We start from the raw sequence: 13,294 nt of genomic DNA, 5'->3' as shown, positions 1-13,294 counted from the left end.
CCACAATCCCGCACATCTTCGACTCCCTTGGATCGCCTCACCAAAACGCTAGCACCATCCCGAACACACATCAACTACGAAGAAACAAATATTAAGGATAGGAAAATAATCGGCGCGTGAAGATCGGCGCCCTTCGCAGAGTAAGGCCCGGGCGGAGGACCGCCCGGGCAGGGTGTTTCGGCTGGCTTACGCCAGCTGGAAGATCTGGTTGGCGATCACCACGACGGCGATGCCCGCGGCGATCGTGAGGTAGGGCAGGAAGCCTGCCCTGCGCTTGCCGTGGTCGGGATCGACGCCGCCGACGGTCAGGTCCTCGAGCATCTCGTGCGGGAACTTGCCCTTGTCGATGACCCAGTGCCGCCAGGCGAAGACCGGCACGATCAGGAGGATCGCGAAGATCGCGGTGCGCAGCGTGCCCTCGCCCCAGACGTTGGCCCCGGCGCCGATCAGCAGCGCGTTGAAGAAGGCGAGGATGCCGCCGAGCCACAGCAGGATGTTCGGCGCCTTCCAGGGCCGCTCGACATGGCCGCTGTCGATGCGGTGGATCCAGCCGGAATGCAGGTTGAGGAAGTTGAACACCAGGTAGCAGACGTTCGAGGCGGCGAGGATGAAGAGGTAGTCCGACATCATCAGCAGGATCAGGTTGAAGCCGAGGTCGGTCCACATCGCCTTGGTCGGCGCGCCGTGCTCGTTGACATGGCTGAGGTAGCGCGGCAGCCAGCCGTCGACCGAGCCCTGGTAGAGCGTGCGCGAGGAGCCCGCCATCGAGGTCATGATCGACAAGACGAGCGCGAGGCAGAGCATCACGACCATGATCGCCGCCACCGCCGAGCCGCCGCCGACCATGTGCGCCATCGCGCCGGCGACAGCGGTGCCGTCGACGATGCCCGGCTGGAGGATGCCCTCGACCCCGAGCACGCCCTGGAAGGCCAGGGGCACGAGCGAGAAGATCACGATGCAGACGAGGCCGGCGAAGAAGATCGAGCGGAAGGTGTCGGTCTTCGGGTTGCGGAACTCGCTGGTGTAGCAGACAGCGGTCTCGAAGCCGTAGGTCGACCAGGCGGCGATGAAGAGGCCGCCGAGGAAGAGCGTCCAGCCGTTGGTGTCCCAGGCGCCCGAGCTCGGCAGGAGCGGCATCAGGTTGGCGTTGAGGACGTCACCGGTCAGCAGCGGCACGAGGCCGACGATCAGGAGCGGGATCAGCACCGCGAGGCCGATGAAGGTCTGGATCTTGGCGGCGCGCGAGATGCCGTGGTGCTGCGCGGCGAAGACGGCGAGCAGGATCACCGTGCCGATGATCGAGGTCGCGTTGATCCGCAGCGTCAGCCCCTCGTTGACGAAGCCGAGATCGACCAGCGTGATCTGCCAGGTGCTGATTGCTGCCTCGGCGCCGAAGAAGGAATTGAGGATGTAGCCCGCCGCGAGGCCGGAGCCGATCGCCAGCACCGGGGTCCAGGCGAGCCAGTTGCACCAGACCGACAGGGGCGCGATGATCTTCGAATAGCGCACCCAGGCGGCCGCGCCGTAGACCGAGGCGCCGCCTGACTTGTTGGGGAAGAGCCCGGCGATCTCGGCATAGGTGAAGGCCTGGATGAAGCCGAAGGTCACCGAGAGCATCCAGATCACCCAGGACGGGTTGCCGACCGTCGCGGCGATGCCGCCGATCGAGAAGAGCACCAGCGCCGGAACGCCGGAGGCCATCCAGAAGGCGTCCTTCCAGCCGATCGTGCGAAACAGCATGCCGCCTTCGCCCGCCTTCGCCCCCGTGCCGGAGCTGTCAAAGATTGTGTCGGTCATCGCGTTTTCCTGTCCTGTTGGGTGACTTTGGTCTTCTCGTGGGCCATGTCGCGGCGGTTCGCCGGGACTGATCCGGTCCCCGCAAGCCGAAACCGATTCGCGATGTTTCGGCGGCGATAGGGGCCGGCTTCTTCTCCAGCCGGGGAGGAGGGCGGGATGGGCTGCGGCGCCGCGCCGCATTGACGGCGCGAAGTGATTCGGCGCGCCATAGCGCCCATAAGCGTATGTTTACCCAGTGCAATTTCGCACAACGCGGCGGCAGGGACCCGGAGGGCGATGTCACGCCCGCGCGCCGGCTCACCCTCGCCGAGGGGGGGATTGAGCAACGATTTCAGCCCGGAAGCCGGCATTTGTTGCCTCTTAGGAAAATAATATTCAGTTAAGTGTTGCTTTCGAAACCCGCCTTCTGTCAACATCAATCCATCCGAACCGCCGGCCCATCACTCGGCGGAGCAGCATCAGGGAGTTACGCATGACGGCATCTTGGCGATTCTCGACCCTCGGCGAGCGGCACCGAAAGCTCGGCTCGGGCCTCGAGGACTGGAGCGGAATGGGCACGGCCTGGTCCTATTCCGGCGATCCGGAGCAGGAGTACCTCGCGATCCGCACCAAGGCGGGTCTGATGGACGTGTCGGGGCTGAAGAAGGTGCATCTGACCGGCCCGGCCGCGAGCCATGTCATCGACCGCGCCACCACGCGCAATGTCGAGAAGATCATGCCGGGCCGCTCGGCCTATGCGGCGATGCTCAACGACGCGGGCAAGTTCGTCGACGACTGCGTCATCTACCGGATGGGGCCGAACAGCTGGATGGTCGTGCATGGCTCGGGTCAGGCGCATGAGCAGCTGACGATGGCCGCGACCGGCCGCGACGTCTCGGTCCGCTTCGACGACAATCTCCACGACCTGTCGCTGCAGGGGCCGCTCGCCGTCGAGTACCTGCAGGAGCATGTGCCGGGCATCCGCCAGCTCAACTACTTCAGCCACATGCACACGTCGCTCTTCGGCCTGCCGGTGACGATCTCGCGCACCGGCTATACCGGCGAGCGCGGCTACGAGATCTTCTGCCGCGGCCAGGACGCGCCGGCGATCTGGGACCGCATCCTCGAGGAAGGCGCGTCGATGGGGATCATCCCCTGCCGCTTCACCACGCTCGACCTCCTCAGGACGGAAAGCTACCTCCTGTTCTTCCCCTACGACAACTCCGAGATGTATCCGTTCGACAACGAAGGGCCGGGCGACACGCTCTGGGAACTCGGGCTCGACTTCACCGTCTCGCCGGGCAAGACCGGGTTCCGCGGCGCGGAGGAGCACTACCGGCTGAAGGGCAAGGAGCGGTTCAAGATCTACGGGCTGAAGCTCGAGGGCACGACGGTGCCGGAAAACGGCGCGGCGCTGACGAAGGACGGCAAGCAGGTCGGCGTGGTCACGCAAGGGATGTATTCGAGCCTCAACAAGCACAACATCGCGATCGCGCGGATGCCGGTCGAATGTGCGGTCGACGGCGTGCGGATGACGGTCAAGTGCGAGGCCGGAGAGATTCCCTGTGTCGCCCATTCCATGCCGTTCTACGACCCCGAGAAGAAGCGCCGCACGGCCAAGGGCTGAGACGGCGGCGCGGCGCGGGGCCAAACCCCCGCGCCGCGCTCCGGCCGCACCGACAGGGAGGAGCATCCATCAATGATTGAAACCACGATCACGCCGTCGATCGCCAGCCGACCGGTCTACAGCCGGCTGGAACCGCGGCCGGGCAAGGCGCATCTTCTCATCGCCGATGCCGAGGGCGCCGAGGCGATCCTCGCCCTCGCCGAAGTGGCGCCCAGGGACTTCTTCGCCCAAGCCCACATCATCCATATCCGCAAGACGACCGCCGGCACCTATACCGAGCGCCTGCGCGGCCTGAAGCCCTCGCAGTTCTATTCGGGACCGACCTACGAGGCCGCTGTGCCGCGCATCCGCCGCACGCTTCTCGGCGCGCATATGGGCCTACAGGTCTATCTCGCCGGCACCGAGAGCCTGATGGGCCAGGCGATGCAGGAGGCCGCGCAGGCCGGCATTCCCTATGGTGCGATTCAGGCCGAGCATCGCGGCTCGACCGCGCGGCGCATGCAGTGCGTCCACTGCAAGGGCATCACCGAGGACGTGACCACCGATCCCTTCGTCTGCTCGCATTGCGGCCTGCACCTCTTCGTTCGCGATCACTATTCGCGCCGGCTCGCCGCCTTCCAGGGCGTGCGCGTCGACGCCGAGGATCCCGGCAATATTCCCGAACCGGTGGAGCGTTTCAGATGAGCGCAGGAACAGAAAAGATCGACGTCACCGTGGCCGACGTCACCCCGGTGAACGAGCTTGTCACCCGGTTCCGCTTCGTCCGCAGCGACGGCGGGCCGATGCCGACCTTTTCCGGCGGCGCGCATACCGTTGTCGAGATGCAGGACGGGGGCCGCACCCGGCTCAACCCCTATTCGCTGATGAGCGATCCGGCCGACCGCAGCGGCTTCAGCATCTCGGTCCGGCGCGACGATGCGGGCCGGGGCGGGTCGCTCTACATGCACACCAAGGTCCATCAGGGCATGAAGATGGTGGTGAGCAATCCGGTCAACCTCTTCTCGCTCGATCTCAGGGCGCGCAAGCACCTGATGATCGCGGGCGGCATCGGGATCACGCCGTTCATGGCGCAGATCAAGCAACTCACCGCGATGAACGGCAATTTCGAGTTGCATTACGCCGTGCGCACCGCGGCACTCGCGACCTATGCCGACGAGCTGCACGCCACCCATCCGACGCGCGTGCACATCTACCACGACGACCGCGGCGAGGCGATCAAGCTCGAACGCCTGCTCGACGGCCAGCCCTTGGGCACGCATCTCTATGTCTGCGGGCCGAAGGGGATGATCGCCTGGGTGCGCAAGAGCGCCGAGGAGCTCGGCTGGCCGCGCGAGGCGGTCCATCACGAGGAATTCCTCGCCCCGGCCTCGGGCAAGCCCTTCGAGGTCAAGCTCGCGCTGTCGAACAAGGTGATCAAGGTCGGCGAGAACCAGAGCCTTCTGGAAGCGATCGAGGAGGCCGGCGTCGATGCGCCCTATCTCTGCCGCGGCGGCGCCTGCGGCCAGTGCGAGACCGACGTGATCGGCTATGACGGCAAGTTCCTGCACAACGACCACTGGCTGACCGACGACCAGAAATCCGGCGGCAAGAAGATCATGCCATGCGTGTCGCGGTTCGAGGGCAAGACCCTCGTGCTCGACCGATAGGAGGCGAGGATGACGATCAATTTCAACGACGAGACCTTCTACGGCGACTTCACGTTCCGCAACTCGCCGAAAGCGGTGCAACGGTTCCCGTTCCCGTTCCCCGAGGACAGCTACATGTACTCGGTCAACCTCGAGCCGCACAAATCCTACCGGCCGGGCAGCGTCTACGAGCGCACCTTCGACGTCGACGAGCACTATGTCGCCGAGATGAAGGACCGGGCGCGGGTGCTGGCCGACGATCCCTTGCGCTGCCAGTCGCTGCCGCACATGACGCTGGCGGGCTGGGACCTGGTCGAACTGATCATGACCGCGAAGGCGGAGGAATATCCCGATCTCTTCGAGCTCCATCGCGACGGCGACCGCTGGCGCTGGATCAACCGGCCGCTCGGGATCGACGACACCTTCACCTTCCTCGACGAGACGACGCTGCCCTACGGGCCGATGGAATACATCACCCGTCAGACCCAGGGCGATTTCGCCATCCTCGACCAGCGCGACGACAACCTGTGGATGGACGCCGGCATGGTCACCACCCAGGCCGACTGGTCGCTCGACTTCGACATCGGCATGAACTTCTTCGAATGGCATGCCCCGGTGCCGAAGGCGCATGAGATGGGCGTCTTCGTCCGCGCGCTGAAGTTCCTGCTCAATATCCAGCAGGGCGCGCCGGCACGGCGGCTGAACTGGACGATGACGATCAACCCGCTTCTGGACACCAGCCCCGAGAACTACCACAAGTGGGGCGCGATGAAGCAGGAGCTGACGGCCGAGAACGTGGGCCGGATGATGCATCTCAGGGTCGAGCTGCAGACGCTGTTCCGCCTGCCGCGCTCGAACGCGCTAGTGTTCCCGATCCGCTGCTACCTGATCAGGCTCGAGGACCTGGTGACGGTGCCGAAATGGGGGCGCCGCTTCCACCGCGTGATCCGCGACCTGCCGGTGGAGCTCGCGACCTACAAGGGCTTCGTCAACAACCGGCCGAAGATCGTCGAATGGCTGTCGAAATACGACGACGGCGCGCCGACTTCGCCGGGAATCTGGCCGGACTGAGGCCCGGTCCGCCCTCAGTCCGCCTGCGGATAGGTGATGATCGACAGGTAACGGGCCGGCAGCTTGTTCAAGCCGACCGGCCCGTGCGGCGCGTCGGCGTCGAAGATCAGGCTGTCGCCCGGCTGCAGGAGGTAGGTCTCGTCGCCGTGCAGGTACTCGACCTCGCCCTCGAGCATGTGCAGGAACTCGATCCCGTCGTGCTGGAAGGTCGGGAACACGTCGGACAGCTCGGTGAGCGTAATCAGGTAGGGCTCGACGATCACACCGCTCGCATTCGCGCCGATGTGGCCAAGGAGGTGGTATTGGTGGCCCGCGCGTGTGCCCGCGCGCTCCATCTCGACCGCCTCGCCGGCCTTGACATGCATCGCCTCGCGGTTTTCCTCGTAGCGGCGAAAGAAGGCGGTGAGCGGCACCGAGAGCGCGTGCGACAGCGTCTGCAGCGTCGTCAACGAGGGCGAGGTGACGCCGTTCTCGATCTTCGACAGCATGCCGATCGAGAGCCCGGTGCGCTTCGACAGTTCCGCGACCGTCATCGCCTTCTGGCGCCGGAAACTGCGCACCGCGCGGCCGATCGCCACTTCGAGCACCTTCTCGCGCGGTTCGGAGGTGCGGTGCGGATCCTGCTGCAGGGGCGAGGCGGCGGCGGCCGTCTTCGACTTCGGAGCGTTCACGGTATGACCTCTTCCTTTGGGCTGCGCCGCTGCGCTAGTCTGCCAGAACGACGCCAACGCAGGAAATCGCGGCCTTATATGGGGTAGAAAGATATTCCTGCAAGTGAAACCACCATACTCCGCGATGAAAAAGAATAGCAAGTACCTCGGCTTCCTGATCTTCCCCGGCTTCCCGATGGCCTGCCTGACCTCTGCGATCGAGCCCTTGCGCGCGGCCAACGAGATCGTCGGGCGCGAGGCGTTTTCGTGGACCGTGGTGGGCGAGACCGGCGAACGGGTGGGGTCGAGCGCGCGGGTCGGGTTCGACCCGGATGTGCGGCTCGCCGATCTCGACGGCGTCGACCAGCTGTATTTCCTCAGCGGTCCGGCCGGACGTTTCGTCAACCCGCGCGCCGCGAACGCTGCGGTGCGGAAGCTGGCAAGGCACGGGGTCGCGATCGGCGGCTTCAGCGGCGGGATCTTCCCGCTGGCGCGGAGCGGGCTGATGGACGGCCATACCTGCGCGGTGCATTGGTGCTACGAGGCGGCGTTCAAGGCCGAGTTTCCCGAGATCCGGGCCAGCGCCAACGTCATCACCATCGACCGGGGCAGGGTGACCGCGGCCGGCGCGGCGGCGGTCTTCGACCTGATGCTGGGGCTCATCGACGCCGAACTCGGCGCCGAGACCATGACCGAGGTCGCCTGCTGGTTCCAGCATCCCCTGGTGCGCGGCGAGGACGTGAGCCAGCGGATCCCGACGCATCGGACAGACCGGACCGAGGACATGCTGCCAGAGGCGGTGGCGAAGGCGATCCGGCTCTTTGCCGAACATGTCGAGCAGCCGATCCAGATCGCCGAGGTAGCCGAGGCGGTGGCGCTCTCGGCGCGCCAGCTCGACCGGACGTTCCAGCGCGCGACCGGGCAGAGCCCGCTGAAATACTACCGGATGCTCCGGATGAAGAAGGCGCGCCAACTCGCGCTCTATTCCAACGACACGATGACGCATATCGCGCTGTCGGTCGGCTACGCGAGCTCGACGCCGATGGTGCGCCACTACATCCAGGCCTTCGGCGTGACACCGCAGGAGGACCGCAAGGCGATCAACTCGATCCGCGTCCATGGGAACGCGCCGATCCCCTCGGTCTAGGCCACGATCCGGCCGGGAGATTTCGCGGGGAGTCCGGGCGCCTCCCCTCCCCCTCGTGGGGAGGGGATGGGGGTGGGGGGCTTCGCGGTCAGCCGCCCCCCTCCCTATCCCTCCCCCACGAGGGGGGAGGGAAGCGCCGAGGGGTCATCCGGCCCGTCAGGTCAAGGCCGCCTCAGATCGCGCTTGTCGCCGCCGCGACCAGGGCGTGGTGCAGCGAGGCCGCGGCCGAACGCGGGCCGAGCACGCTGAAGGCCTCGCCCGCGCGGTGGCAGAGGACGAAGGCGCCGAGATGCTCGATCATCGTGCGGTTGGCGCTGCCCGCCGCCATCCGGCGGGTGTCGAGGATGCAGAGCCGCTCGAACATGTCGGGCGCGCGGGCGCCGTCGATGTCGAAGCGCACCCAGGCGTCGGTCTGCTCGGTCACCGAGGCGGCGTCGCCGAGGCCCGCCTTGACGATCCGCGAGATGTCCTCGTGGGTCGCGAAGGGCGCGGTGGCCATCCACTGGCCGGGGCCGGTCCAGAAGAGGGCCCAGTCGCCCTTCGCCGCCATCTGGCCGGGCCCCGGCAGGGCGGCGCCAAAGAGCGCCGCGGCGGCCTTCGCGAGATCGGCGTCGCGGCCCATCCGGCAGGCGACCGAGGCGATCGCGACATCGGGGTTCTCGGTGATCGTGAGGCCGGCGAAGGTGTCGCGGCGCGGGGTGGCGCCGCCGAGCGGCAGCAGGGGGGCGAGGCTGTGATCAGGCACGGAGGCGGTCTCCTTCCGGGTCGATGAAGTGGGCGCTGACCACTTCGACCTCGACCTCTTCGTTGTTCAGCGGGTTGACGGCGCGGAGCGTCTCGCCCTTGCGGGCGCCGCCGCTCTTGAGGAAGCCGAGCCCGACCGAATGGCCGAGGTTCGGCGAGAAGGCGACCGAGGTCATGTAGCCCTGGTCGTTCGCGGCAGTGGCCTCGGCGCCCACATTGATGAAATGCGATCCCGCGACGAGCGGCCGCGACCGGTCCACCGGCCGGAAGCCGACGAGCGCCAGCACGTCGCCGCGGTTCAAGCCTTCGCGTTCGGAAAGCGTCGAGCCGATCGCGTCCTTCTTTTTCGACACCATTCCGGCCATGCCGAGATTGCGCGCGGTCGTGGTGCCGTTGAGCTCGTTGCCGGCGGCATGGCCCTTCTCGATCCGCATCACGCCGAGCGCCTCGGTGCCGTAGACCACCGCGTCGTACTGCTTGCCGGCCTCGACCATGGCGCGGATCAGCCCGTCGCCATAGCGCGTCGGCACCGCGATCTCGTAGGCGAGCTCGCCCGAGAACGAGATCCGGAAAAGCCGCGCCCGCAGGCCGCCGCAGACGGTGATCTCGCCGCAGGCCATGTAGGGGAAGGCCTCGTTCGAGATGTCGTGTTCGGGGTCGACGATCTTCTGCAGGAGCTTGCGGGCGTTGGGTCCGGCGACCGAGAACTGCGCCCAGGCCTCGGTCGTGGAGATGATCTGCACGTCGAGGTCGGGCCAGAGGCACTGGCGGCAGAACTCCATGTGGCGGTAGACGCCGACGGCGTTCGCGGTCGTGGTCGTGGTGACGAAATGATCCTCGGCGAGCCGCGCGGTGGTGCCGTCGTCCATCGCCATCCCGTCTTCGCGCAGCATCAGCCCGTAGCGGACCTTGCCGACGGCGAGCTTGGCGAAGGGGTTGGCGTAGACGCGGTTGAGGAACTCGGCCGCGTCGGTGCCCTGCACGTCGATCTTGCCGAGCGTGGTCACGTCGCAGATCCCGACCGAGTTGCGGGTGGCCAGCACCTCGCGGTCGACCGACTGGCGCCAGTGGGTCTCGCCGGGGCGGGGCAGCCACTGGGTGCGCTTCCACATGCCGACCTCGACGAAGACCGCGCCCTGTTCGGCGGCCCATTTGTGCGAGGGCGTCTGGCGCACCGGGCGGAAGTCCTTGCCCGCCGAGCGGCCGGCGAAGGTGGCGATCGGCACCGGCGTGTAGGGCGGGCGGAAGATCGTCGTGCCGGTCGCCGGGATCGACTTCGAGGTCAGTTCGGCCATGACCGCGAGACCGGCCATGTTCGAGGTCTTGCCCTGGTCGGTCGCCATGCCGAGCGTGGTGTAGCGCTTGAGGTGCTCGACCGAGCGGTAGCCCTCCTGGTGGGCGAGCTTGACGTCCTTCACGGTCACGTCGTTCTGCTGGTCGATCCAGGCGCGGCCCTTGCCGTGCTTGACGTACCAGAAGGGTGTCACGTTCACCGGCGCGTCCTCGGCCTCGGGCAGGTCCGCCGTCTTGGCGGTGATGCCGAGCGCGTCGAGGGCCGCGACCGCGCCCGCGGCACCGGACGCGAGCGCGCCGGAGGTTGTGAGGTCGCCCATCGCCGCGCCGGCGACGCTCATGCCCGGCGGCAGGTCGGCGCCCGGCACGAAGGCGGCGATCTTCGCGTCCCAGACCGGGCGGCCGCGCTGGTGGCAGGTCAGGTGGACGTTGGGGTTCCAGCCGCCCGAGACGCCGAGCGCGGTGCAGGCGATCTGGCGCGTCTCGCCGGTGCCGAGCCGCACGGTGATCCCGGTCAGGCCGAGCCGGCCGGCGCTGTCGATGACCGTGGCGCCCTTGAGATGGGTGGTCCCGGCCAGCGTCTTGCCCTCGGGCCGCGTGTCGATCACCGCGGCGACGCTCACGCCCTTGTCCATCAGGTCGGTCGCGGTCCTGAGGCCGTCGTCGTTGTTGGTGAAGATCGCGACCGTCTTGCCCGGCGTCGCCGCCCAGCGGTTGGCATAGGCGCGTATCGCGCCGGCGAGCAGGATGCCGGGGCGGTCGTTGTTCTCGAACGGGATCGGCCGCTCGATCGCGCCGGCGCAGAGGAGCGTGCGCTTGGCGTAGATCCGCCAGAGTATCTGGCGCGGCTTGCCGGCGGCGGGCTGGGCGAGGTGGTCGGAGACCCGCTCCACCGCGCCGGTGATGCCGTGTTCGAAGGCGCCGATGACGGTGGTGCGCGACATCAGCCGCACGTTCGGCAGCGACGCCAGCTCGGCGATCGCGGCGGCGGCCCAGTCGGCGCCCGAGCCGGCGCCGAGCCGGTAGCTCTCGGCGATCAGGCGGCCGCCGAAGAGGAAGTCCTCCTCGGCGAGGATCACTTGCGCACCCGTCCGTCCGGCGGTCAGCGCGGCGGCGAGGCCGGCGGCGCCGGAGCCGACGACGAGGAGGTCGGCGTGCAGGAAGCCCTTGTCATAGAGGTCGGGGTCGGTCTCCATCGACAGGCTGCCGAGGCCCGCGGCGCGGCGGATGATCGGCTCGTAGAGCTTTTCCCAGAACGCCTTCGGCCACATGAAGGTCTTGTAGTAGAAGCCCGCCGTCAGGAAGGTCGACAGCCGGTCGTTGATCGCCATCGCGTCGAAGGAGAGCGAGGGCCAGCGGTTCTGGCTCGTCGCCTCGAGCCCGTCGAAGAGCTCGGCCACGGTGGCGCGGGTGTTCGGCTCCTGCCGCGCGCCCGAGCGCAGCTCGACCAGCGCGTTCGGCTCCTCGGAGCCCGAGGTCAGGGGGCCGCGCGGGCGGTGGTACTTGAAGGAGCGGCCCATCAGCCGGACGCCGTTGGCCAGAAGTGCCGAGGCGAGCGTGTCGCCGGGGTGGCCCTGGAAGGACTTTCCGTCGAAGCGGAAGGTCAGCGTCTTCGCGTGGTCGATCTGGCCGCCGGCGAGGCGGTTGACCTGGCCCGGGCGGGGCACGCCCGTGCCGTGGGCGCCGCCGAGCGGCTGGCCGTTGATGCGGTTCATCTGGTTCATTTGCTGCGCCCCTTCGACCGGGCCACGTCGCGGGCCAGTTCGACCTTGGAAATCTCGTGGGTGACGGTGTTGCGGGTGACGACGAGCCAGCTGCGGTCGCCCTGTTCGTGGTACCAGAGCTCGCGGTGCTCTCCGGCCGGGTTGTCACGGAGGTAGAGGTAGTCGTGGAACGTCTCGACGGCGTTCGCGGCCTGCCAGTCGGGACGCTCGATCAGGTTCGCGTCGCCGAGATAGATGAACTCCTGGCTGTCGCGCGGGCCGAGCAGGGGGTGGTTGATGATCATGTCGGGACCTGTCAGTGCAAGTTCGGCTGGGCGCCCATGCCCTTTTCGTCGATCATCAGCCCCTTGAGGAACCGGTCGAAGCGATAGGCCTTGGCGGTGGAATGCGGCGTGTCGGTGGAGAGCAGATGCGCGAAGGCCCAGCCCGAGGCGGGCGTCGCCTTGAAGCCGCCGTAACACCAGCCGCCGTTGAAATAGAGCCCCTCGACATGGGTCTTGTCGATGATCGGCGAGCCGTCCATCGACATGTCCATGATGCCGCCCCACATCCGCAGAAGCCGGGCCCGGCCAATCATCGGCATGAGGCTCATGCCACCCTCGCAGACATCCTCGACCACCGGCAGGTTGCCGCGCTGGGCGTAGGAGTTGTAGCCGTCGATGTCGCCGCCGAAGACGAGCCCGCCCTTGTCGGACTGGCTGACGTAGAAATGCCCCGCGCCGTAGGTGATGACGCCGGGCAGGACCGGCTTCAGCCCTTCCGAGACGAAGGCCTGCAGGACGTGGCTCTCGATCGGCAGCCGCATCCCGGCCATGCCCATGACCTTCGAGGAGGAACCCGCGACCGCGACCCCGACCTTGCCCGCGCCGATGAAGCCGCGGGTCGTCTCGACGCCCTTCACGCGGCCGTTCTCGATGCGGAAGCCCGTGACCTCGCAGTTCTGGATGATGTCGACGCCGCGCGCGTCGGCGCCGCGGGCGTAGCCCCAGGCCACCGCGTCGTGGCGCACGGTGCCGCCGCGGCGCTGGAGAAGCCCGCCCTTGATCGGGAAGCGGGCGCTCTCGAAATTGAGGAACGGCGCCATCCGGCGCACGCCCTCGGTGTCAAGAAGCTCGGCATCGACGCCATTGAGCCGCATCGCGTTACCGCGCCGGCGCATCGCGTCGCGCTGGGCGTCGGTGTGGCAGAGGTTGAGCACGCCGCGCTGGCTGACCATCGCGTTGAAGTTGAAGTCCTGCTCCAGCCCCTCCCAGAGCTTCATCGAGAACTTGTAGAAGGGCTCGTTGCCGTCGAGCAGGTAGTTCGAGCGGATGATCGTGGTGTTGCGCCCGACGTTGCCGCCGCCGATCCAGCCCTTCTCCAAGACCGCGACCCGGTGCTGGCCGAACTGCCTGGCAAGGTAATAGGCGGTGGCGAGCCCGTGCCCGCCGCCGCCGATGACGATGATGTCATAGTGCGGCTGCGGCGCGGGATCGCGCCAGGCGGGCTGCCAGCCCTTGTGGCCGGTCAGGGCCTCCTTGATGACTTTGAAGCCGGAATAGCGCATCGCGATCCTCGTTGACGTTTCCGGCACTCTTTCCGATTTCGGGCGCGCGCGCCCCGCGCAATTCGGACGGCGACCCGTTCATTTCGGACAT

At 67.4% G+C, this 13,294-nt stretch carries 11 protein-coding genes; 5 read left to right on the top strand and 6 right to left on the bottom strand.

Translation table 11 applies throughout. The annotated features are described in order from the left end of the window. Positions 1-186: 186 nt before the first annotated feature. Entirely contained in the window at positions 187-1,797 is a 1,611-nt protein-coding gene (locus R5H32_RS18810; RefSeq protein ID WP_318340224.1) for an APC family permease, read from the bottom strand. Positions 1,798-2,269: 472 nt separating this feature from the next. On the opposite strand from R5H32_RS18810, the gene R5H32_RS18805 reads away from it, so the two are divergent. The 4 genes from R5H32_RS18805 (at position 2,270) to R5H32_RS18790 (ending at position 6,099) form a co-directional block, all read left to right on the top strand. Further along, entirely contained in the window at positions 2,270-3,403 is a 1,134-nt protein-coding gene (locus R5H32_RS18805) for an aminomethyltransferase family protein (protein WP_318340223.1), read from the top strand. 72 nt (positions 3,404-3,475) lie between these two features. Next, positions 3,476-4,087, top strand: coding sequence for a dimethylamine monooxygenase subunit DmmA family protein (locus R5H32_RS18800; protein ID WP_318340222.1), 612 nt, complete (start codon positions 3,476-3,478; stop codon positions 4,085-4,087). Next, positions 4,084-5,049 (top strand): PDR/VanB family oxidoreductase, encoded by a 966-nt coding sequence (locus R5H32_RS18795; protein ID WP_318340221.1) that lies wholly within the window; start codon positions 4,084-4,086, stop codon positions 5,047-5,049. Before R5H32_RS18800 ends, R5H32_RS18795 begins: the two co-directional genes overlap by 4 nt. Positions 5,050-5,058: 9 nt before the next feature. Then, positions 5,059-6,099 (top strand): DUF3445 domain-containing protein, encoded by a 1,041-nt coding sequence (locus R5H32_RS18790; protein ID WP_318340220.1) that lies wholly within the window; start codon positions 5,059-5,061, stop codon positions 6,097-6,099. A gap of 14 nt (positions 6,100-6,113) precedes the next feature. Here the strand turns inward: R5H32_RS18790 and R5H32_RS18785 are convergent, their stop codons facing one another. Then, positions 6,114-6,770 (bottom strand): helix-turn-helix domain-containing protein, encoded by a 657-nt coding sequence (locus R5H32_RS18785; protein ID WP_318340219.1) that lies wholly within the window; start codon positions 6,768-6,770, stop codon positions 6,114-6,116. A 124-nt stretch (positions 6,771-6,894) separates the two neighbouring features. Here R5H32_RS18785 and R5H32_RS18780 point away from each other — a divergent pair, with 124 nt between their 5' ends. After that, positions 6,895-7,896 (top strand): GlxA family transcriptional regulator, encoded by a 1,002-nt coding sequence (locus R5H32_RS18780; protein ID WP_318340218.1) that lies wholly within the window; start codon positions 6,895-6,897, stop codon positions 7,894-7,896. Between the two features lie 172 nt (positions 7,897-8,068). On the opposite strand, the gene R5H32_RS18775 is transcribed toward R5H32_RS18780, so the two are convergent. The 4 genes from R5H32_RS18775 to R5H32_RS18760 are packed head-to-tail and all read right to left on the bottom strand — an operon-like array spanning position 8,069 to position 13,203. Beyond that, positions 8,069-8,641, bottom strand: a complete 573-nt coding sequence (locus R5H32_RS18775; RefSeq protein ID WP_318340217.1) for a sarcosine oxidase subunit gamma — start codon at positions 8,639-8,641, stop codon at positions 8,069-8,071. Beyond that, positions 8,634-11,657: a sarcosine oxidase subunit alpha family protein gene (locus tag R5H32_RS18770; protein ID WP_412099047.1), complete on the bottom strand. Its 3,024-nt coding sequence runs from the start codon at positions 11,655-11,657 to the stop codon at positions 8,634-8,636. Before R5H32_RS18770 ends, R5H32_RS18775 begins: the two co-directional genes overlap by 8 nt. Then, complete coding sequence (locus tag R5H32_RS18765) at positions 11,654-11,941, bottom strand: sarcosine oxidase subunit delta (RefSeq protein WP_263340156.1); 288 nt, start codon at positions 11,939-11,941, stop codon at positions 11,654-11,656. The genes R5H32_RS18770 and R5H32_RS18765 overlap by 4 nt, the downstream gene beginning before the upstream one ends. An 11-nt stretch (positions 11,942-11,952) precedes the next feature. Next, entirely contained in the window at positions 11,953-13,203 is a 1,251-nt protein-coding gene (locus R5H32_RS18760; RefSeq protein ID WP_318340216.1) for a sarcosine oxidase subunit beta family protein, read from the bottom strand. Positions 13,204-13,294 lie beyond the last annotated feature (91 nt).

The sequence above is a fragment of the Defluviimonas sp. D31 genome (assembly GCF_033436765.1).
GTDB lineage: Bacteria > Pseudomonadota > Alphaproteobacteria > Rhodobacterales > Rhodobacteraceae > Albidovulum.
This window is presented reverse-complemented; position numbering and strand designations above follow the sequence as displayed.